Below are 21,549 nucleotides of genomic sequence, written 5' to 3' on the forward strand. Positions count from 1 at the left end.
GCGTATATCAATTATTTATTCATTAATACTCTTTTGTATGTATTTATCAGCACAGACAAGTCCGGAGTGGACTTCCGGAAATGCGAAGAAATGGATGAAAAGTGCCGTTTGGTCCAATGGCTGGACTGTCTCTCCCCATAAATCAGTCAATGCTGTTGAATTTGCCTGCCAATATCATAAGAACAAGGATGTCTGGGATGCTGCATTCCGCTTTCTTGCCGAACATGATTTGGAAGCGCTGTCCATTGGCAACCATGTCATTCTGGAGGGGAAATGCTGGGCTACGGTCAGTGAATACATTCCCAAAGAGGTGGAGAAAGGGAATATTGAAAGTCACCTCCGTTTTGTCGACCTTCAGTATGTACTCTGGGGAAATGAAAAGATGGGGCTGGCAAGTGACGTCGAAGTACGTCAGGCGTATAATTCAAAAAAGGATGTTGCTTTTTATACCTCTTCCCGGATAAAACACTACTCTGCCGATGCCGGCAGTTTCTTCTTGTTTTTCCCTTCGGACATTCACCAGCCTTCTGTTCGGGGAAAGGGGGAACTTGTTAAAAGCAGGAAGATTGTGATTAAAATAGAATATGTAGATTAGTGTGTTTTCGGTTCTATTAAAAATACTATTTGTTTTTCAAATAAATTTCCTTTAAAATTTGTACTTTTGCCGACTGTTTAGAGAAATCAACGAAAACTTTAAAAAACGAAATAGAATGGCAGTAGAATTGAAAGACCTTACCAAACGTAGTGAGAACTATTCTCAGTGGTACAACGAGTTGGTGGTAAAAGCCGATTTGGCAGAACAATCGGCTGTACGCGGCTGTATGGTGATCAAGCCTTACGGATACGCTATCTGGGAGAAGATGCAACGTCAGTTGGACGATATGTTCAAGGAAACGGGACACGTCAACGCTTATTTTCCCTTGCTTATTCCGAAATCATTCCTCAGCCGTGAAGCGGAACATGTGGAAGGCTTTGCCAAAGAGTGTGCCGTCGTGACGCACTATCGTTTGAAGAACGATCCGAATGGCGGCGGTGTGGTGGTGGACCCTGCTGCAAAACTGGAAGAAGAGCTGATTATCCGCCCCACTTCCGAAACCATCATCTGGAACACCTACAAGAACTGGATCAATTCATACCGCGACCTGCCTATCTTGTGCAACCAGTGGGCAAACGTGTTCCGTTGGGAAATGCGTACCCGTCTGTTCCTCCGTACCGCCGAATTCCTCTGGCAGGAAGGACACACGGCACATGCCACTCGCGAGGAAGCCGAAGAAGAAGCGGTAAAGATGCTGAATGTATATGCCGAGTTTGCCGAAAAATACATGGCGGTGCCCGTGGTAAAGGGCGTGAAGTCTGCCAACGAGCGTTTTGCCGGTGCCCTCAACACCTACACCATCGAAGCGATGATGCAGGACGGAAAGGCTTTGCAGAGCGGTACTTCCCACTTCTTGGGACAGAACTTCGCCAAGGCGTTCGATGTACAGTTCGTCAATAAGGAGAACAAGCTGGAGTATGTTTGGGCTACCTCCTGGGGTGTTTCCACCCGTCTGATGGGAGCGCTTATCATGACGCATTCCGATGACAACGGTCTGGTACTTCCTCCGCACCTGGCTCCGATACAAGTAGTCATCGTACCTATCTACAAGAATGCGGAGATGCTGGCTAAGATTGACGAGAAAGTGGCAGGCATTGTTGCCAAGCTGAAATCGATGGGCATTTCCGTGAAGTACGACAATGCCGACAACAAACGTCCGGGCTTCAAGTTTGCCGACTATGAGGTGAAGGGTGTTCCCGTTCGTCTGGTGATGGGTGGCCGCGACCTGGAGAACAATACAATGGAAATCATGCGTCGCGATACACTGGAGAAGGAGACGCGTTCCTGCGAGGGTATCGAAGAGTACGTGAAGGATTTGCTCGAGGACATTCAGGCAAATGTCTACAAGAAAGCGCTCGATTACCGTAACAGCCGCATCACCAGCGTGGACAGCTACGAGGAATTCAAGGAAAAGATTGAAGAAGGCGGCTTCATTCTGGCTCATTGGGACGGGACTACCGAAACCGAAGAGAAAATCAAGGAAGAGACCAAAGCAACCATCCGTTGTATTCCTTTCGATTCATTTGTTCCGGGTGACAAGGAACCGGGCAAGTGTATGGTTACCGGCAAACCTTCTGCCTGCCGCGTGATTTTCGCACGTTCCTATTAATAATACCCACCCCGGATTACGCGGATTAACACAGATGATTTTAGGAGTTCTGATAATCAGAAACTTTTATCTGCGTTAATCCGCGTAATCCGGGGTGATTGTATATCTTGATACGTCCTCTCGGTTTTAAATTTATAGAGTTATCTCTCATCATGAATTGATGAACAGCTATTTATATTGCTTCAGAAATTCTGAGATTGTTTTGCGTACAGTTTCCGGAGATTGTTTTGAATGAAGCATTGCTGCAATGACAATCCTATTCTCATCAATCAAATAATATATCACGTTAGGGGAAAGTTTTAAATGACGGACAGTAATGTTGTTAAATAGAGTAGAAAAATCACTGTCTATAATTCCTATATACGGATGTTTTGCTAAAAGATTTACTTTGTCTTGTATCTTTTGACGTGTTTTCTGTGCCGTCAACATGCCAAAATTATTCTCTACATAAATAAGTATCTCTAAAAAGTGCTCATAAGCCAACTTAGACCAGACTATTTCCATCCCATGCGTTCATTTATCATACTCTCTATTTGGGAGTTTGATATACAGTGTCCTGCTTTATTCTCTTCTAAGGCAAATAGAAGGGCTTCAGCCAAAGCATCTCGGGGAATACTGTTGATAAAGTCGTCCATCGGTATGGCTGATTGATGATAAGTTGCCATCATCGGTTCTTGTGCCGTTTGTTTGGGAGAGTCCTGCTCTTTATATGGTTTAATTTTACCCATTGCTTTTATTTTTAATCAAAGGTAAACTGAATAAATGAAAACTCCTAATATTCAATCCATTTATTTTCCACTGCATCAAAGCCAACCAATCTACATACTATTGTAACCTCCTTCACATCTCCTCGTAACAACTTTTCCTCATTTTTGCAGCGTAAAAAAAGAAAGGAGGCCCGAATATGAAACTGAACAGAAATGACTATACCGTAGAGGCGGCAGCCGGCGGTGGTTTTTACGCTTATTTTATGAATAATGTGTTGTGCAGCGCCTACGGTGAAACGCCTGACGAAGCCTGCGAAAACCTGGAACAGATTGTTGACGATTTTGTCAGTGATATGTATATGGTCGAGGAATTTGTCTGATATTCCGGCATCATATGCCGACCGAATTATCCTTTTTACGTATTTATTCCATAAATTCTCTTGAAGTCATGTCTGCGCGATGCCGGTGTCATCTCCGAGGAGTTCGATTTGGAACGTCTGCTGGACTTCTCGGAGCATTTCCACCCGAACATGGCTTTCCGCTATTGGGTGCGTAGCTGCGACTGGCGTATCCTGCGCTGTATAGAGAGGGAAGAGAAAGAGGAAACCTTTTTCGGGGTTTCCTCTTCCTGCCGTCCTTTCTTTCCGGCGACTTAAATGTTCACGTTCATCGCATTGGCTCCCAATGCCCCTAAGATGGCAGAGGCTACTGCAATTACGACTTTCAGAATTTTATCCCAGATACTTTTTTTCATGCTATATACGTTTTAAAAGTTGAACATACGAATCGGTAGTAAAATCAGTCATACTTATCCCAACGGATTTTCGCCCTGGTCTCCGTCCGAACCGCCTCCGTCTCCCGAGCCGGAACCGCCGCCGGAGCTTCCTCCTTCACCGTCTCCCTTGTTCACCAATGCCTCCAGGTCGTAGAAGTCAATCTTCTGCCCGGCACGCGTGGCGGCGATGTCCGGTCTTACGGTGCTGGAAGGCCGGAAATTGATTTTCACCGCTTTGATGTTCTTGGCGGTGCACTCCTTTACATCCAGTACGCCTGCCGTACGCGCCGACAGGCTGAATACGCCGAAGTTCTTGATATTCACCGACTGGCCGCTGTAGAGGGTTGTTATCATGGCCTCCACAAAATTGGTCAATACACTCTGGATGTCTCCCAGTGTCAGCGAACTCTTCTCCTTCATCACATACGCAATGTCGTCCAGCGTCGCATTGTCGCCCAGTGTCACCAGCTGCGGGTAGAACTTTGCCACCGCATCTGCCTTTCGAGGATCTTTCCTCGCAATCTTCTTGAATGGTACTCCCATAAACAATTAAATAATTAAAAATTAACAATTAGAAATTAAAGTCCCGTATTGCAATACTCTTCTCTTTCTCCTTTAGGGGGGGGAAGAGGGGTGCTGCAAAAGTACTTCTCCGGCTTTTTCTGCTCATGGCTTTCTTCGGGTTACGCCGTCTCTTTCCCGTTTCCTTTCTGTTCAGGAAAAGTTCTTCGTCCGATGCCCGTTTATGTCTGTATACGCTTGGTCATACCGCTGATATTCAGTATCTTTATGGTGTAATAATCAACCAATAACATAAGGAATGAAAACAGAAAAAGAAAAGAGGGAAGAGGAGGAGGAAGACCTTCGTCCGTTCCGCATCCACGCCTATTCGAAGGAGGAGCTTGCCATGCTCTACAACCCGACTTACTGCATCAGCAATGCCATCTATACCCTGGCGGCATGGATACGCCACAACAAGGCGCTGAAGGGTGAGCTGGAGAAGGTGGGCTACAACAAATACCGGCGCACCTTCACTCCGCTGGAAGTGAAAGTGCTGGTGAAGTATCTGGGAGAACCCTGACAGGATGCCGGCCGGAAATAGGGAAGCCGTGTAAAGAAAACGCCAATATATGTAAAGCCCCGTAACAATATATGTTGTCATGCACAACAATATATGTTACGGGGCTTCTCTCTTCTCCTCGAATACCGGTTACTGATATAGCTGGATGTCCACTACCTCATATTCGGTCGTCTCCTGCTCGTTGGTCCGTGTACCGAATCCGTACTTTTCCAGTGCCTGCACCAGTACCAGCTGGGTGTGCGGGTTCACCTGCACCTTCCCGAATATGCTGAGCTTGGTCAGTATGACGCTGGCAGGGAGCCATTTTACCTGCAGGTCCTCGGGCAGCGGTTTGCGGAAGAAGACGAAGAGGTTCTCCTCCACGGGGTCTTTCATGCGGTGCCGTTCGTTGTGCTTGTTCAGCTGTTCTATCTCCTCGCCCTCGTACCAGTATCTGAAACCGTCTTTCAGCAAGGCGAGCGCCTGGGCGTAGATGCCGGGATGGTTCACCGGGGTGTGGTAGTCTATGCCGGTGACGGTGATGGGGAGGAAACGCCGGTTTCCACCGATGTCCTGCAGGCACTGCCGGTTGTTGGTGCCGCGATGAAGGAGCAGTGGCGGGGCAGGGTGAAGGCTTCGATGTCGTAGGCCTTGCGCTGCGTCACGTTGTCCTGCGCGATGATTCGCTTCAATGCTGCCAGCTCGCCGGGCTTCACGCCTTCGAACTCCTCCATGTTGATGATGATTCGCGTGGCGAGCAGGCGGGCATCGTCCTTGTTGCTCGGGTCTATTATGCCGTTGTAGAAGTACTCTTTCCACTCGGGCGGCAGCAGGCGCCGAATCCAGCTGCTCTTTCCCTTTCCCTGCTCGCTGTAGAGGATGATGACGAGCTGGTTCATGTCCTCGTCGCTCAGCGCGCAGTCCACCAGGCCCACTATCCACCGTTTGAAGCCCTCCTGCCACAGTTCCCGGTTCTCGGTCGTCAGGGTGTCGGCAAGTTGGGCGATGTAGTCCGTCCCGTCCCAGGGGGGAAGCGCGTACAGATAGTCGGTGTAGGGGTTGAACTCCTTGGCGTAGTTGGAGTCTATCACGGCTCTGAGGAAATTCTGGTAGCAGGAGATGCCGGCCATCTGCAGGTCTACGAATATGGTGTTGTAGTCCTTTCCGCGCATGGGGCGGTAACCTTTTCCGGCATCTGCCGACAGGGCATAGGGCATGAATTCGAGGCGGTCCAGGATGAGGTTCCTGCGGATGCCGTAGTGCTCTTCCAGAAAGCTCATCACTTGGTTGATGACGGGCTTTTTCTCTTCCTTCTTTGTAGCGGCTTCGCTGGTCTTGTCGGTATAGATGTAGGCATTGTGCAGGGGAGATTCCACGTCGGGATACTCTTGTCCGAACTCGTTTTTCGCCAGTCTGATGGCTGTCTGCTCGTCCAGGCCCTTGCTGTAGCATTTGTTGCCCAGGGCGAAGAGGAAGTTGTCGCGGTTGCCTGCCCGGAACCTGGTGGTGCGCTTCACGGCGGTCACGGCTTGGGAGAATATCAGCTTCTCCCAAGGCTTTGCGTCCTGCGGCGTGGCGGCAGAGGAGGCGGGGAGGGGGTGTACCGTTTCGACGGGCGTCTTCTTTGGGCTGTTCTCCTTCTTCGCAGGCGGGATGATGCGTGCCGGCAACGGGGAAATCTGTTCCAGCAGTGCGGCATTGATATAGGCATGCGGGTCGAAGGACATGAAGTATCCTCGCGAGATGTCCTTTCCGCTTCCGTCCACCTCTACTCCGAGAAGGGCCTCGTAGTGCTCTTTGGCGGCGCTGTACAGCTTCAGGTGTATCTCCTCGAGCGTGGCGTAGGTCACCTCGCCCTGCCGGAGACGGTCATACAGACGCCGGGTGTATTCCGTCTGCATGAAGACGAACAGCTTGTAGCCGTGCCTTTTGGGGGAGAGGAAACTGCCCAGGGTGTGCGGGTCTTCGTTGATGAGGGTCCGGGTCTGCTCCAACTGTCCTTCTTCCAGGTCGTCGATGTCGAGCGTGATGACGGGGTTGTAGCGGGTGATGCTCGGTGCGAGCCTTCTTTCCCGGTAGTTGGCCGTGAGGGTCCTGAAGGGAAGCTGCTTCTTGACGTGGTTGGCTTCCTCCACCTTTCCCTGCGCCACGAGGCTGGCGATTTTGATGATTAACTTGGCATGCTTGCCGTTTTTTATGTCAGCCATGTCCTGCGTGAAGGTTGTCTCCCCGCTGACGGCGCTGAAACCACGGTAGGTGGTCACTGGAATGTTTTCCATTCTACTTGTATTAAGTTTGCCTTATTGGCGGCGCAAAGATGCCGTTTATTTCCTTAGGAAGCAAAAACGGCCATCCGCAGTGGGACAGCCGTTTTTTTACAATTTGAATTCCTTGGTCCGTTTTACTCCTTGGGATATAGCTCATTGAAGAGCTTATATATCTCATCCTCAATGCAATCGGGGTTCAGCGTATTGCCGCTTCCGTCCGCGTCCATAAAGTTTACAAGTAGATGCAGCAGCTTGGCGAAGGGGCTTACACCCTTCAGTCCGTGTTCCTTTTGGGGATTTATCAGCAGTGGGATGAAGGGTGTCAGGAAAGCCTTCCGCTCCTTGTATTCCACGGTTAACGACTTGTGTTCTACCATAGAAAGCAGGTCGAGGGCCACTTGCACCTCTTTGCTCTCTTTGGTGTACAGCACTTGGTAATCTCTCCCTTTGATTTGCATCACGCTAATTGGCGTTTTTTTGTTCTCATAATTACAATTTGAAAATCTAATTTTATATTAAGTTAACGAATCGGGTGCAAAATTAATAAAAAAGAGAAGTCTGTGCACTATGTATTACACGGATTGGCACGGATTTTTGTAGTTTCTGTGCGTATCACTTTTGTGTATGTCCGTGCGTATCATCCTTTTGTTTCCGTGAGTATCCGTCACTCAGAACGTAGCGAAGAATTCTTCTCTGTGCTCCTCTGTGCCAATCTGTGTAATCTGTGGTGCCCCTCTCCGTGAACTAGTGAAGCGTGTGTGTAGTCTGTATGTATAGGGTGAGGTACCGGAACCTATGGTTATATATGTAACACACCCTTTCTTTAAAAAGATAAGAAATGACGCGCGTGCGCGTGTATCTTACCTAATAGGCGTAATTCTTTGATATATAGTGTGATGATGTCTGCATTAAAAAAGATTATCATTTTATCAATCAGAATATTTTGTACTTTCATTTCTTGACGTTACCTTTGCGTTCATTAAACGGAACGTGTTATAAAACATTTCTTTCATCATAAACGTTTCGTTGATAACGGCTTATCGCAAGATAGCTTGAATATAACTATTTCGTCGCCTTCCTTCCGAGATGGTGGAGGGTTTTGAAATAAAATGAATGCATATAGCCTATTTAAAGTAACCGCATTACATTACTTGACCGGGAGGTACTTCGCTACTCCGGTGTCCCCCAATCATATTTTTTCGTGAACGAGAATGCAGAAATGCACTGGTATGCAGTGCGTGTCACCTATAGCCGAGAGCTTTTTTTCAAGGATTACCTGGATGCAGAGGGCATTGAAAACTATATTCCCATGCGCTATGAGTATGTCGTGAGGAAAGAGCGCCGCCTGCGCAAGCTTGTTCCTGCGGTCCATAACCTGGTCTTCGTCCGCTCCACCCGCGAGCGTATGGATGAAATAAAGAACAAACCGGGCATGAACATCCCTATCCGCTATATCATGGACCGCGAGACCCGCCAGCCCATCGTCATCCCGGACTCACAGATGCGCAGCTTCATCGCCGTGTCTGGCACCTACGACCAGGCTGTGCTCTATCTTGAACCCACCGAGCTGAACCTCTCCCAAGGAACCCGGGTACGTATCACCGGCGGCATCTTCGAAGGAGTGGAAGGGGTGTTTGTGCGTGTGCGCCATGACAGGAGGGTGGTGGTGAACATCGAGGGGGTGATGGCGGTGGCGACGACGTTTGTGCATGCGTCGCTGGTGGAGGAGATCGAATAATAATTTGTAACAATATTGCCCGAATCTTTGAAAAATAAAGCTGTCCATGGTGCGAAGTGGAGCTTTATCGATAACATATCCAATTCCGGTGTTACCTTTTTGGTAGGCCTGATATTGGCCCGTCTCTTGACTCCTGCCGAATATGGCATTATGGCCATGATAGCTATCTTCATAGCGGTGTCCAACTCCATTGTCGACAGTGGCTTCTCTAATGCACTGATACGGAAAGTACGTATTGAAAAGGTAGACTACAATACGGTTTTCTTGTTTAACTTGATAGTCAGTATTGTTTTATACATCCTTTTATATGTAGCTGCTCCCGCTATCAGTCTGTTTTTTAAAGAACCGGTTTTGATAGATGTGTTAAGGGTAATAGGGCTGATTCTGATTGTTAATGCATTGGGTATCATTCCCCGTACCATATTAGTAAGAGGTATTGATTTTAAGACACAGACCAAAGTATCCATAATCTCTTCTGTTTCAAGTGGATTGGTTGGCATAGGCATGGCTATAGTGGGCTTTGGAGTATGGAGTTTGGTGTGGCAACAGCTTTCCCGGCAGATTCTGAATTCTCTGTTTCTTTGGATATTCTGTAAATGGATGCCCCAATGGGAATTCTCCGTAAAAAGCTTCAAGGAAATGTTCGGCTTTGGCTATAAGCTCTTGTTGTCCGGATTATTGGATACTCTTTACAAGAATGTTTATTATGTGGTTATAGGCCGTTGTTACAGTTCTGCACAGTTGGGGCAATATACTCGTGCAGAGCAGTTCAATACGATATTTTCCAGTAATCTGACCAGTATTGTCCAGCGTGTCAGTTATCCGGTGCTTAGTTCCATTCAAGAAGAACCGGAGCGCTTGCGCGAAGCTTATCGGCAGATAATAAAGACTACAATGCTTGTGACATTCGCTTGCATGCTGGGACTTGCAGCTGTGGCTAAACCTTTGATTATAATTCTGATCGGTGAGAAATGGTTGACTGCTGTTTCCTTTCTGCAGATTATTTGTTTCAGTGGTATGCTTTATCCGCTTCATGCCATCAATCTGAATATCTTGCAGGTGAAAGGACGTTCGGACTTGTTTCTGAAATTAGAAATCATAAAGAAGACCATTGCGGTGTTTCCTATTCTGATAGGTATTTTTTATGGCATCGAATATATGCTGTGGGGGAGTGTCTTAACCTCTTTCATAGCCTATTTCTTAAATAGCCACTATTCTGCCGACTTGATACGCTATTCTACCATAGAACAAATCAAGGATGTGCTTCCGGTTTTTGCAGTTTCTTTGACAATTGCTGCTGTCATGTGGCTTTTTTCCTTATTGGATATATCCGTTTATATTCAATTGCCCATTCAGATTATTGTTGGTTTGACATTAGCTTTTGCTGTTTATGAAAGATTAAGATTACCAGAGTATCTTGAGGTAAAACGGCTTGGGTTGTCGGCTCTTCACAAAAAATAGAAATCAGTATATATTTTTATAGTAAGATGGAAAATAAAGTGATTACAGTTACTTCTCCATTACTTCCTTCGCTTGACGATTTCATTCCTTATTTACAGGATATTTGGAACCGTAAGTGGCTGACCAATAACGGTTATTATCATCAAGAATTGGAGAAAGCCTTGTGTGAATATTTGAAGGTGCCTTATATCAGTCTTTTTACCAATGGCACACTGCCTTTGATGTGTGCTCTGCAAGCATTGCGTATTACTGGTGAGGTGATAACAACTCCGTATAGCTTTGTAGCTACCACTCATGCTTTGTGGTGGAATGGAATCAAACCGGTATTTGTGGATATTGATCCAGAAACTTGTAACATTGATCCGGACAAAATAGAAGCGGCAATAACCCCCAAGACAACGGCGATTATGCCGGTACATGTTTATGGCAAGCCTTGTGATACAGAACGTATCCAAGCGATAGCGGACAAATACGGTTTAAAGGTCATTTATGATGCTGCCCATGCTTTTGGGGTAGAAGTTGCTGGAAAGTCAATTCTGAATGCCGGTGATATGTCAACCTTGAGTTTTCATGCGACCAAAGTTTACAATACGATTGAAGGTGGTGCTCTGATTTGCCATGATGAGAAGACTAAAAAGCGTATCGACTATTTGAAAAATTTCGGTTTTGCAGGGGAAACGACTGTCATAGCTCCGGGTATCAATGGCAAGATGGACGAAGTACGTAGTGCTTATGGTTTGTTGAATTTGAAACAAGTGGATGTAGCTATTGAAGCTCGTCGTCAAGTGGCTATCATGTATCGTAAAGGCTTGGAACATGTACCTGGTATCACTTTTATGGAAGATATGCCCGGAGTCCGTCATAATTACTCTTACTTTCCCATATTCGTGGATTCTGAGAAATATGGCATGACACGCGATGAACTTTATTTCAAGATGAAGGAACGGAATATATTGGGGCGTAGGTATTTCTATCCGTTGATAAGCGAATTTTCTACTTATCGAGGATTGGAATCGGCTAAGCCTGAGAATCTATTAGTAGCAAATCGGGTGGCAAATAGTGTAATATGTTTGCCTATATATAATTCTTTATCACAAATAGAAATCGATAGAGTAATATCGGTTATATCGAAATAATCTTTTTATGATTGGTAGTACGTCTTTTTTAACGGAAGAAGAAATAAAATCGTTAGGGTTTAAAAAATATGGAGATAATTTGAAAATTAGTCGTTTTGCTCATTTTTATACCCCTTCTACTATTGAAATAGGTAATAATGTCCGTATTGACGACTTTTGTATATTATCTGGGAATATTAAACTTGGATCAAATATTCATATTTCTGCTTATTGTGCACTTTATGGAGCCTATGGAATAACGATGTGTGATAATACAGGACTTTCTCCTCGTGCAACAATTTTTAGCTCAATGGATGATTTTAGTGGTGATTTTTTAATAGGTCCAATACATGATAAAAGCAAAATAAATGTTCAGGGTGGTTCCGTTTTGTTAGAAGAATATGTGCAAATTGGTTCAGGAAGTATATTGTTTCCAAAGTTGAAAATATCTAAGGGGTGTGTAGTTGGAGCTATGTCTTTGGTTAATAAAAGCCTTGATGAATGGGGGGTATATGCAGGAATACCTGTAAAAAAAATTAAAGAACGCCGTAGAGGATTATTGAATTTATAGTTTTATGAAGCCATTGGTAAGTATTATTTGCATTACTTATAATCAAGCTGAATATTTATCTTCATGCTTAGATAGTATTTTTTCTCAGCAGGTGGATTTTCAAGTAGAATTGATAATACATGATGATGCTTCTACAGATAGTACAACTGAAATAATTTCTCAGTATATCAAGAAATGCCCTTTTCAGATTAAAACTATTCTACAAAAAGAGAATCAATATTCTAAAGGAATTGATATTTTTTCAAAATATATATATCCTAAGGTCGAAGGTAAATATATTGCTATTTGTGAAGGAGATGATTATTGGACGGATTCTCGGAAACTATCTATTCAAATTAAAATGTTAGAAGCAAATCAATCTTTTTCGGCAACAGCTCATCAATCTACTGTTATATATGAAAAAGAAAATAGGGAACATTTGTTTTGTCTATTACGAAAGAATATAATAAAAATGGATGATGTTATGGGAAATCGTATTTTTCATACTGCATCTTTTGTTTTTAGAAGTGACATAATTCCCTTGCTTTCAATAGACATAATTCCTTTTGCTTATGATCGTTTTTTATTTCTAGTTTGTTCGTTTTATGGTGATATATATTATTTTTATGATAATATGTGTGTATATCGAAAGAGCGAAATAGGTATTACTAGTCATATAACTTATCAAATTCACAAACGGGATTTATTTGTCCCGAAAAAGTTGAAAGAAATAAATTCTAATTTTCCATATTATAGATATATGGCTTACGTTAATAAGGCTATGTTGTCTTCAGTGGATATCTCTCTCTGGAATTACATATGCCATTCTGTAACATTTTTGTTCTATTCTTTCTCATACTTTCCTAGAAATATTATGGATATATATAGGTGGGGGTATTTGACAGTTTGGTGGATGACTAAAGGTCGAAAATTTCGTATGAAATGAGTTTGATAGTATTCTGCTTTTTTACTCTCATATTTTTACTTTTAAAAAAAAGTAGAATGGATTTTTTATCAAAAAAATTCTTATATGTTTTTTTGTTTTGGTGGGGTGCATATTTATTTTGTTCTACATTTAATCCTTGCGACTTATTTCTTGTTTCAAATGAAACATACATTATATTGTTAGGGTATGTTGTTTCTTTTTTAATAGGTTTTAGTATATTTCCTATAAAATACAATCATTCAATTTATAAAAATAGAGCTAATATTTTAGCCATAAAAACTAATTGGTGGTATGTGTTAGCAGGAATATCAAGTATCATTATTCTATATAATTATATTTGTAAGTATTTGTTGTTGTTAGAGGTGGTAGGTGCAGATGAAGCAAGAGAGTCTCTTTTTGAATCTGGGCTTCTGTTTAGTACAAATTATGAGATATATTTATTTCAGTTTCTGTTTACTCCTTTTCAAACAATAGTGCAGTTCTTTTTAGCTTATTGTATAGTCTTCAAGAGCAAGTTTCCTCCTATATATTTAATGTTATTTGTTCTCTATTTTTTTCTTTATGGCTATTTAGGAGGAGGAAGGGCTAACTATCTAGCTCTCTTTTTATATGTTATATTGTTATTTGTACTAAGAACCCAGATTGCTTCAAAATTACATTGCAATATTCGAAAATATTCTTTCAAATTTACTTTTTTCCTTTTTTTCTTTTGTGCAATAATTTTTGTGATTGTTTCTATTCAAACTACATTGAGAAAAGGAGTCACTGATATAGATGGACAAACCATCCTTATGGGATTTGAAGAATTGTTGTCCCAATTTGTATGGTATATGTTGGGACCTATTAGAGCGTTAGATTATGCTTTTGAGTATCAGTATGATTCCTTTTTAGGCTTGTGGTATGGAAGAGCAACTGTTGGTGGATTTGATACACTTTTAAAGATGTTTATTCATGCGTTAGGAGGAAGTTATACAACCGCTAATCAAGTTATAGGTGGCTATCTTCAAGAACATCTAATAACTGTCGGTTATGGTATAACTTTCAATTTTGCTTATACAGCATTGATATTTTATTATTTAGATTTTGGTTACTTTGGAATATTGTTGTGGCCATTCTTTTTGGGAATAACAACTCGGTTTACTGTTTATAAGTTTCAGAAAAAAGCAACTTTCGCAAGATTGATATTAATGTTATTCTTTTTTTATACTGCAATATTTGCGACTTTTTCATGGACTTTTTATAAAACAGCTTCAGTAGTGTTAATTATATTACTAATTATATACCAGAAATATGAACAAAAAAGTTTATGTCGGCATGAGTGCTGATATTATTCATCCAGGGCATTTGAATATTATTCACGAGGCCCAGAAATATGGTTCTGTAACTGTTGGAGTATTGACAGATGCTGCTATTGCTAGTTATAAACGTTTGCCATATTTGACTTATGAACAGCGTTCGCTAATTGTGAAGAATTTGAAAGGCGTTGAAGAAGTGATTCCCCAAACAACTCTTGATTATGTTCCTAATTTAGAGTTGATAAAACCTGATTTTGTAGTTCATGGTGATGATTGGAAGGATGGTATTCAAAAAGAAACTCGTCAACGTGTCATAGATACAATTTCTAAATGGGGTGGTAAAGTGATAGATGTTCCTTATACAAAAGGTATATCTTCCACCCAGTTAAATACCCAGTTAAAGGAAATTGGTACTACCCCTGAAATTCGCTTGAAACGTCTAAAACGTCTGATTTCTGCCAAGAAAATTGTTCGAATATGTGAGTCTCATAGTGGATTAACAGGTTTAATTATCGAAAATACGAGTGTTGAGGTTAACGGTATTAAACGTGAGTTTGATGGAATGTGGTCTAGTAGTCTTACTGATTCTACCTCTAAAGGAAAACCGGATATTGAAGCTGTTGATTTGACTACCCGTCTTCATGATCTGAATGACGCTTTGGAATGTACAACTAAACCCGTAATTTTTGATGGAGATACAGGTGGAAAAATAGAGCATTTTGTATTTACAGTTCGTACTTTGGAGCGCTTAGGGATATCAGCAGTTATTATTGAAGATAAAATTGGTCTGAAGAAGAACTCGCTTTTTGGAACAGACGCTGTTCAAACCCAGGATACAATTGAAGGTTTTTGCGATAAGATAAAGGCTGGTAAGCGTGCTCAGATAACGGCTGATTTTATGATAATAGCTCGTATTGAGAGCTTTATTGCAGGTAAAGGTCTGGATGATGCAATGGAACGTGCATTAGCATATATTGAGGCTGGTGCTGATGGCATTATGATTCATAGTAAGGATAAATCGGGTAAGGATATTAGGGAGTTCTGTATGACTTTGCGTAAGAAGCATAAATCCATACCTATTGTGGTTGTTCCTACAACATATAATCATATAACAGAAGATGAATTAGCATCATGGGGAGTGAATGTAGTAATTTATGCCAATCATATGCTTAGAAGTGCATATCCCGCCATGCTAAATACAGCAAAGTCCATTTTGGCTAATGCCCGTTCATATGAAGCTAATGATTTATGTATGCCTGTCAAAGAAATATTAGAATTGATTCCGGGTACTAAATAACTTCGTTTATATTCTATTAATTTGAGATTCTTGTTATTATGATATCTTCAAAATTTTTCATTGATTCTCTTTGCTCCATGCAAATGGATTTCTTTACGGGAGTTCCCGATTCTTTATTGAAAAATGTGTGTGCATATATCACCGATCATTTTGTTACAGAACGAAATGTTATCGCGGCCAATGAGGGAGCTGCAGTTGGTTTAGCTGCAGGATATTATTTAGCCACAAAAAAAATACCAGTTGTTTATATGCAAAATTCCGGTCTTGGCAATGCTGTCAATCCTTTAATGTCATTAACGGATAAAGAAGTTTACAATATTCCTTTATTGTTACTTGTGGGATGGCGTGGCGAGCCAGGAGTAAAAGATGAGCCCCAGCATATTAAGCAGGGCAAAGTGACACTTCCTTTACTTGAAGCTATGGGTATAAAATATGCCATTATGTCTCAAAATGAAACAGAATTCTTATCTCAATTGAATTATGCCAATTTTTATATGAATGAGACACATGAACCTTTCGCTTTTGTAATTCCCAAAGGAACTTTTGAGGAGTATAAGCTTCAACAAGATGGAGAGGTGATATTACCTTTGAAAAGAGAGGCTGCTATTCAACTTATAGCTTCTTCATTGTCAAAAGAGGATATTATTGTCTCTACTACAGGTATGATATCACGTGAGTTATTTGAATACCGTACTTCTGCTTTTATGGAACATGAGAAGGATTTTTTGACAGTAGGTTCTATGGGGCATGCTTCTCAAATAGCATTAGGCATTGCTCTTGAGAAAAAAAAATGCAAAGTTTTTTGTTTCGATGGTGATGGATCAACTTTAATGCATATGGGATCGCTTGCAATAATAGGTTCCTTACATCCAGACAACTATGTACATGTTATTTTTAACAATGGGGCTCATGATTCTGTAGGTGGACAACCCACAGTTGCCTTTAATATTGATTTGTGTAAAATAGCTCAGGCTTGCGGTTATGAGGCAGCTTTATCTGTTTCAGACAGTGATAGCTTATGTGAAGCCCTTAAAAGAATTACGTATATGCATGGTCCTATTTTGTTAGAGGTTAAGGTAAGAAAAGGAGCACGTAAGGATTTGGGACGTCCGACTACTACTCCCTTACAAAATAAAGATACCTTTATGCTTTTCTTGAATAATCAATGATTTTATGGAGCAGCGTTGTTTTTTGGGAGAGTCTTCAATCGAAAATTTGCTCTTAGTTTTGAAGGAGTTTTCTTTTTCTCACCTTTTTTTGGTGCGTGGCAGAAACTCTTATGAGACTTGTGGTGCCAAATCTATTATGACTGCTGTTTTTAGTGAATTAGATTGTGAAGTAACGGAGTATTTTGATTTTGAAGAAAATCCTAAAATCGAAGATTTGGAAAGAGGGTTATTACTATTACGTAAGTACTCTTGTTCTGTCATTGTCGCTGTTGGTGGAGGTAGTGTATTGGATATGGCTAAACTACTTCGCTTTTTTTATTCTTATTCTGGTGAGCCTACAAGTGGTAAATTTGAAAAAGAGAAAGATTTGCTTCCATTGATAGTTCTTCCCACTACAGCCGGTACGGGAAGTGAGGCGACCCATTTTGCAGTATTGTATAAAAATAAAGTGAAATATTCTGTAGAACATAATGCTATTTTACCTGATGTTGCAATTGTATATCCCCCATTCACATACAATACTCCGAGGTATTTGACAGCTTGTGCAGGTTTTGATGCTTTGGCTCAGGCTATAGAGGCTTACTGGAATGCTTATGCTACAAAAGAGTCAGATGAATTTGCTAAGAGAGCAATTGAACTTTTGTGGCCTAATTTACCATTAGTTGTAAATTCTCCTACTAATAGTATGAGAAATAAAGTGTCGGAGGGGGCTTATTGGGCTGGTCGTGCTATAAATATCACTAAAACGACTGCGCCTCATGCTTTCTCTTATTCATTTACAACTTATTATGGGTATCCACATGGGCATGCAGTAGCAATGACATTTCCTTTTTTTTGGTCAATAAATATGGATATACATAGAATTAGAAAAAATATATCCCCATCTCTGTATAAACAAAAGATTGAATATTTAAAAAATCTGTGTAATATTGATATTGGTGACTATATAGAAAAAAGAATTTTATTGCCATTGAAGTTGCCGGAAAATTTTAATAAGTATTTCATTTTAGAGAGTGTAAATAGGCAGCGATTGCAAAATAATCCAGTGGACTTAGATGATTTTAGTGAATTGTTTTGAAACATATTATGAAGGAGTTGTCTTGTGATGAATTTAAGCAAATTCAGATACAAATATTGAGTGAAATAAAAATATTTTGTGAAAAAAATGGGTTGAATTATTATTTAGCGTATGGAACTTTATTGGGAGCTGTGAGGCATCAAGGTTTTATTCCTTGGGATGATGATATTGATATAGTAATGCCTCGTATTGATTATTTAAAATTTGAAAAGTTATTTAAACATGATAGATTCGAATTTCTTTCAATAAGTAAGGATGCTACTTATCCTTATCATTTTGGAAAAGTTTTAGATAAAAATACAATATTAGTAGACGATTCTTCCTCTTCCTATGATATCGGGGTTAATATAGATGTTTTCCCGATAGATGGTCTGCCAAGTTCAGAAATGAGAAAAAGAATACATTGTCATTTTGTTTGGTTTTTGCAAAATATTGCAACTCTTAAATTAATGAAATATGTGAGAAAAAGAGGAATGATTAAAAATATCATTCTTGCATTCTTGAAATTTATTTTTATTCCCTTTCCATTATATACAGTTTTAAAAGCTATAAACAACTATGCAATGAAATATTCTATGGAGAAATCATCAGAATATCTTTTGGAGGGAGCTTATAAGAATAGGGAGGTCGTTTGTGCTTCTATTTTTCAAAGTAAAATGAATGTTGTGTTTGAAAATGAGTCTTATAGTGCACCTGTTGGGACAAATTCATGGCTTATGCAACTCTATGGAAATTATATGGAAATGCCCCCTGTTGAAAGACGGATTTCAACGCATAATTATAAAGTATTGCAGAAATGAATCAGAAAGAAAAAGAATGGTTAGCATCCTTATTACTTGTACGGGATATATTGGATAGATTCTCTATAAAATATATTTTAGATACAGGTACATTATTGGGTGCAGTCCGAGACAGAGCATTTATTCCTTGGGATGATGATATTGATATCGCAATAATTGATTTCTTATTTGATAAACATTTAGCGAAAACAATAGGAAGAGAGCTCTATTTAGTAGGGTTTGATGTAATTATTACTGCAAATACAGTTCATCTACGTCGTTGTAATTGCGAAATAAATTTGAAATCATATTTGCGAAATGGTACTTTTTATAATTCAACAATGACAAAAGTAGAAGGATCTGATTTATTATATTCAATTTATAACTGTTTAAGACGACTTGCTCTTTATAGAAACTCTCATTCTTTTTCTCGTCAAGTAGTGAATTTTATTTATTTTATAATTTCGTTTATGAACTATTTAGGTGGGGCTTTTTTGCAGGATTTACTTATAGCTAAATCTAAACCTAAAATTCGTAAGATTGTAATTCCTGCCTATTTGTTGTCGAATACAAAAGATATTCTCTTTTATGATGAGTATTTTAAAGTTCCAATTGATGTGAATGAATATTTGACTTTACGATATGGCAAGAATTGGAATATTCCTAATAGAAATTATAATTATATAACAGATGATTTATCCCTAAAATAGTTTTAATCTTTATGCTTACTCTTCTTCAAATTAGTATAGAGGTGAATTCTGGTTCTGTAGGACGTATTGCTGAACAAATAGGGCAAGTAGCTCTTGCACATGGTTGGAAGAGTTATATAACTTATGCTCGTAATCATTTGCCTAGTCAATCTATGACTATTAAAATAGGTACAAAATGGGATGTGTATTGGCATGGAATTATGACACGTTTGTTTGATACTCATTGTCTTCACTCTACTCGAGCCACTAGAAGATTAATACAACAGATTGAGGAAATTCATCCTGATATTATTCAACTTCATCACATTCATGGGTATTTTTTGAATATGGAGGTTTTATTTAAGTATTTATCTTCTATTTCTACACCTGTGGTATGGGTTTTTCATGACTGTTGGTCAATGACTGGGCATTGTGCTCATTTTGACTATGTCGGATGTGAGAAATGGTTGACGCATTGTGAGACTTGCGTACAAAAGAAAATATATCCTGGAAGTGTATTAATAGATAGGTCTTTTAAAAATTATGAACTAAAAAAAAAGTTGTTTACATCTATGGAAAATTTGACTATTGTGCCGGTATCACAGTGGCTAGGAATGATTGTAAAGAAATCATTCTTGAAAAATTATCCAATAAATGTAATTCAAAATGGAATTGATCTAAAACTTTTTTCTCCTCAATCCTTGCAGAGTGTATGTGCCATGAGAAATAAATTGGGATTAGCAGAGCAAACTAGTGTTTTATTAGGAGTAGCTAGTATTTGGGATAAACGCAAGGGGCTTGAGGATTTCGTTCAATTGTATAACATGATTTCTGAAGATTGGGTTATTGTTTTAGTGGGATTATCAAAAACACAGTTGAAAGAAATCCCCGATGGCATAATTGGAATTGAGAGAACTGAAAATGTTACTCAATTAGCTACTTTGTACACTTTAGCTTCTGTCTTTATTAACCCAACTTGGGAAGATACATTTCCAACAACAAATCTAGAATCTTTAGCTTGTGGAACACCTGTCATTACATATCGGACTGGCGGAAGTGTTGAGTCTGTATCAGATGAAACTGGATATATTGTAGAAAAAGGGGATATAAAAGGCATAAAGAGGGCTGTAGCTGAAATAGTAAAGCGAGGAAAAGAAGTTTATCATCATATATGTCGAAAACGAGCTGTTAAATATTATGATAAAAATGAACGCTTTGAAGATTATATAAAATTGTATGATACTTTGTTAAAGTAGAAAAGAGTATGGATAAAAATTACCAAGTATGTACCCATTGTGTAATGGATACGACTGATTCTAATCTGACTTTTGATGAAAATGGTGTATGTGACAGATGCCGAGAGTATGAACAACATATATTACCTTGGTGGAACCATGGCAAAGGCCACGAAGTTGAGTTGAAAGCCATTTTGGAGCAAGTAAGAATCTCAGGAAAAGGTAAAAAATACGATTGTATTTTAGGACTGAGTGGTGGATTGGATAGTTGTTATATGCTGCATCTTGCAGTCAAAGAGTGGGGGCTTCGTCCCTTTGTGTTTCATATTGATGCCGGATGGAATCTGCCTGTAGCAGAAGAGAATATTAAAAAGCTCTGTGATAAACTGAATGTCCATCTTCATATTCAGAAGTTGGATTTTGAAGAGTTGAAGCAGATGCAGATTGCATTTTTCAAGACCGGACATGCCGGGTTGGATGTTCCTCAAGACCATGCTTTCATTGCTCAAATAGATAAATATTCGGAAGAATTGGGTGTGAAATACATTTTGAATGGTTATAATATTTGTACTGAAATTGTTGCTGACCCAGACTCTTGGTTTGATGGTGCAGGACCTACGGCAGATAAAACCTATGTAAAGGATGTATTAAAAAAGCACGGCAATGTGAAGACTAAGAATTATATTTATACTACAGGTTTTAAACATAAATTTGTTCTTCCATACATAAAAGGAGTAAAGACGTTGCAACTCCTAAATTATGTTCCTTTTACAAAAGCTGAAATGTTGGCAACCCTTCAACGTGAATATGATTATCAACCTTATGGGCAAAAACATTTTGAGGATTTGCTTACTAAGTTTCTAGAGGCTTGGTGGCTTCCTACTCGGTTTGGCTATGATATTCGTAGGGCGCAATTATCAAGTTTGATTATTACGGGACAAATGAGCCGTGAAGAAGCTCTTGAAATTTTAAAGAATCCTCCTGCTTCTGATGAGGAGTGTAAAAAGATGTTTGATGAAGTGGCAGAGAAACTGGCTATTAGTAAGGAAGAACTAATGTCATATCATAAATTGCCGAAAAAATACTTGCACTATAAGAATAATGCCTGGGCATTTAAGATTGGTATTAGACTTTATCAACTATTGGGATTGGATAAAAGAATTAGAAAATAGGAAAAATATTAG

General features: G+C 40.2%; 23 protein-coding genes and 1 pseudogene. 18 read left to right on the top strand and 6 right to left on the bottom strand.

Annotated features, from left to right (window positions below):
- Positions 1 to 37 precede the first annotated feature (37 nt).
- Both DWY55_RS08880 and proS read left to right on the top strand, forming a co-directional pair.
- Positions 38 to 595 carry a YhcH/YjgK/YiaL family protein gene (locus DWY55_RS08880; protein ID WP_005829228.1) on the top strand — a complete coding sequence of 186 codons (558 nt, stop codon included), beginning with the start codon at positions 38 to 40 and terminating at the stop codon, positions 593 to 595.
- Between the two features lie 115 nt (positions 596 to 710).
- Positions 711 to 2,204, top strand: a complete 1,494-nt coding sequence (gene proS, locus DWY55_RS08885; protein WP_005829226.1) for a proline--tRNA ligase — start codon at positions 711 to 713, stop codon at positions 2,202 to 2,204.
- A 168-nt stretch (positions 2,205 to 2,372) separates the two neighbouring features.
- Here the strand turns inward: proS and DWY55_RS08890 are convergent, their stop codons facing one another.
- Both DWY55_RS08890 and DWY55_RS08895 read right to left on the bottom strand, forming a co-directional pair.
- Positions 2,373 to 2,708 (bottom strand): type II toxin-antitoxin system RelE/ParE family toxin, encoded by a 336-nt coding sequence (locus DWY55_RS08890; RefSeq protein ID WP_005836958.1) that lies wholly within the window; start codon positions 2,706 to 2,708, stop codon positions 2,373 to 2,375.
- A complete protein-coding gene (locus tag DWY55_RS08895) occupies positions 2,699 to 2,932 on the bottom strand; it encodes a hypothetical protein (RefSeq protein WP_008663499.1) in 234 nt (77 codons plus the stop codon). Before DWY55_RS08895 ends, DWY55_RS08890 begins: the two co-directional genes overlap by 10 nt.
- A gap of 176 nt (positions 2,933 to 3,108) precedes the next feature.
- Here DWY55_RS08895 and DWY55_RS08900 point away from each other — a divergent pair, with 176 nt between their 5' ends.
- Positions 3,109 to 3,291 carry a hypothetical protein gene (locus DWY55_RS08900; RefSeq protein WP_005829223.1) on the top strand — a complete coding sequence of 61 codons (183 nt, stop codon included), beginning with the start codon at positions 3,109 to 3,111 and terminating at the stop codon, positions 3,289 to 3,291.
- A 60-nt stretch (positions 3,292 to 3,351) separates the two neighbouring features.
- The gene (locus DWY55_RS08905; protein ID WP_230321533.1) at positions 3,352 to 3,567 is read left to right on the top strand and encodes a hypothetical protein; all 216 of its coding nucleotides are present in this window, start codon (positions 3,352 to 3,354) and stop codon (positions 3,565 to 3,567) included.
- Here DWY55_RS08905 and DWY55_RS21985 read toward each other — a convergent pair.
- Together DWY55_RS21985 and DWY55_RS08910 are read right to left on the bottom strand one after the other, a co-directional pair.
- A complete protein-coding gene (locus tag DWY55_RS21985) occupies positions 3,564 to 3,665 on the bottom strand; it encodes a smalltalk protein (RefSeq protein ID WP_005836960.1) in 102 nt (33 codons plus the stop codon). The genes DWY55_RS08905 and DWY55_RS21985 overlap by 4 nt on opposite strands.
- 54 nt (positions 3,666 to 3,719) lie before the next feature.
- A complete protein-coding gene (locus tag DWY55_RS08910; protein ID WP_005829218.1) occupies positions 3,720 to 4,229 on the bottom strand; it encodes an HU family DNA-binding protein in 510 nt (169 codons plus the stop codon).
- 277 nt (positions 4,230 to 4,506) lie between these two features.
- Here DWY55_RS08910 and DWY55_RS08915 point away from each other — a divergent pair, with 277 nt between their 5' ends.
- Positions 4,507 to 4,767: a DUF4248 domain-containing protein gene (locus DWY55_RS08915; protein ID WP_005829216.1), complete on the top strand. Its 261-nt coding sequence runs from the start codon at positions 4,507 to 4,509 to the stop codon at positions 4,765 to 4,767.
- Positions 4,768 to 4,896: 129 nt separating this feature from the next.
- Here the strand turns inward: DWY55_RS08915 and DWY55_RS08920 are convergent.
- Together DWY55_RS08920 and DWY55_RS08925 are read right to left on the bottom strand one after the other, a co-directional pair.
- A pseudogene (locus DWY55_RS08920) lies at positions 4,897 to 7,025 on the bottom strand (VapE domain-containing protein).
- A gap of 122 nt (positions 7,026 to 7,147) precedes the next feature.
- Positions 7,148 to 7,471 carry a hypothetical protein gene (locus tag DWY55_RS08925; RefSeq protein WP_005836962.1) on the bottom strand — a complete coding sequence of 108 codons (324 nt, stop codon included), beginning with the start codon at positions 7,469 to 7,471 and terminating at the stop codon, positions 7,148 to 7,150.
- 761 nt (positions 7,472 to 8,232) lie between these two features.
- Between DWY55_RS08925 and DWY55_RS08935 the strand changes: the two genes are divergently transcribed.
- Genes DWY55_RS08935 through DWY55_RS08995 form a run of 13 tightly spaced genes read left to right on the top strand, consistent with a single transcriptional unit; the run spans position 8,233 to position 21,537 of the window.
- Positions 8,233 to 8,751 carry a UpxY family transcription antiterminator gene (locus tag DWY55_RS08935; protein WP_120178065.1) on the top strand — a complete coding sequence of 173 codons (519 nt, stop codon included), beginning with the start codon at positions 8,233 to 8,235 and terminating at the stop codon, positions 8,749 to 8,751.
- A 15-nt stretch (positions 8,752 to 8,766) separates the two neighbouring features.
- Positions 8,767 to 10,212: a lipopolysaccharide biosynthesis protein gene (locus tag DWY55_RS08940; protein ID WP_118940794.1), complete on the top strand. Its 1,446-nt coding sequence runs from the start codon at positions 8,767 to 8,769 to the stop codon at positions 10,210 to 10,212.
- Positions 10,213 to 10,238: 26 nt separating this feature from the next.
- The gene (locus tag DWY55_RS08945) at positions 10,239 to 11,348 is read left to right on the top strand and encodes a DegT/DnrJ/EryC1/StrS family aminotransferase (RefSeq protein ID WP_120138207.1); all 1,110 of its coding nucleotides are present in this window, start codon (positions 10,239 to 10,241) and stop codon (positions 11,346 to 11,348) included.
- Positions 11,349 to 11,355: 7 nt separating this feature from the next.
- Positions 11,356 to 11,898, top strand: a complete 543-nt coding sequence (locus DWY55_RS08950) for an acyltransferase (RefSeq protein WP_117681080.1) — start codon at positions 11,356 to 11,358, stop codon at positions 11,896 to 11,898.
- A 4-nt stretch (positions 11,899 to 11,902) separates the two neighbouring features.
- Positions 11,903 to 12,823 (top strand): glycosyltransferase, encoded by a 921-nt coding sequence (locus DWY55_RS08955; protein WP_117681079.1) that lies wholly within the window; start codon positions 11,903 to 11,905, stop codon positions 12,821 to 12,823.
- Positions 12,824 to 12,879: 56 nt separating this feature from the next.
- Entirely contained in the window at positions 12,880 to 14,148 is a 1,269-nt protein-coding gene (locus DWY55_RS08960) for an O-antigen polymerase (protein ID WP_165852455.1), read from the top strand.
- Positions 14,114 to 15,415: a phosphoenolpyruvate mutase gene (aepX, locus tag DWY55_RS08965; RefSeq protein WP_117681078.1), complete on the top strand. Its 1,302-nt coding sequence runs from the start codon at positions 14,114 to 14,116 to the stop codon at positions 15,413 to 15,415. Before DWY55_RS08960 ends, aepX begins: the two co-directional genes overlap by 35 nt.
- A gap of 38 nt (positions 15,416 to 15,453) precedes the next feature.
- Positions 15,454 to 16,584, top strand: a complete 1,131-nt coding sequence (gene aepY / locus DWY55_RS08970; protein ID WP_117681077.1) for a phosphonopyruvate decarboxylase — start codon at positions 15,454 to 15,456, stop codon at positions 16,582 to 16,584.
- A 4-nt stretch (positions 16,585 to 16,588) separates the two neighbouring features.
- Entirely contained in the window at positions 16,589 to 17,662 is a 1,074-nt protein-coding gene (locus tag DWY55_RS08975) for a phosphonoacetaldehyde reductase (protein ID WP_117681076.1), read from the top strand.
- Between the two features lie 8 nt (positions 17,663 to 17,670).
- Complete coding sequence (locus tag DWY55_RS08980) at positions 17,671 to 18,462, top strand: phosphorylcholine transferase LicD (protein WP_117681075.1); 792 nt, start codon at positions 17,671 to 17,673, stop codon at positions 18,460 to 18,462.
- Positions 18,459 to 19,151 (top strand): LicD family protein, encoded by a 693-nt coding sequence (locus DWY55_RS08985; RefSeq protein WP_117681074.1) that lies wholly within the window; start codon positions 18,459 to 18,461, stop codon positions 19,149 to 19,151. Before DWY55_RS08980 ends, DWY55_RS08985 begins: the two co-directional genes overlap by 4 nt.
- 11 nt (positions 19,152 to 19,162) lie before the next feature.
- Entirely contained in the window at positions 19,163 to 20,386 is a 1,224-nt protein-coding gene (locus DWY55_RS08990) for a glycosyltransferase (RefSeq protein ID WP_008663515.1), read from the top strand.
- An 8-nt stretch (positions 20,387 to 20,394) separates the two neighbouring features.
- Complete coding sequence (locus tag DWY55_RS08995) at positions 20,395 to 21,537, top strand: N-acetyl sugar amidotransferase (protein ID WP_008663516.1); 1,143 nt, start codon at positions 20,395 to 20,397, stop codon at positions 21,535 to 21,537.
- Positions 21,538 to 21,549: the final 12 nt, after the last annotated feature.

The sequence above is a fragment of the Bacteroides sp. AF25-38AC genome (genome assembly GCF_003602995.1).
GTDB lineage: Bacteria > Bacteroidota > Bacteroidia > Bacteroidales > Bacteroidaceae > Bacteroides > Bacteroides uniformis.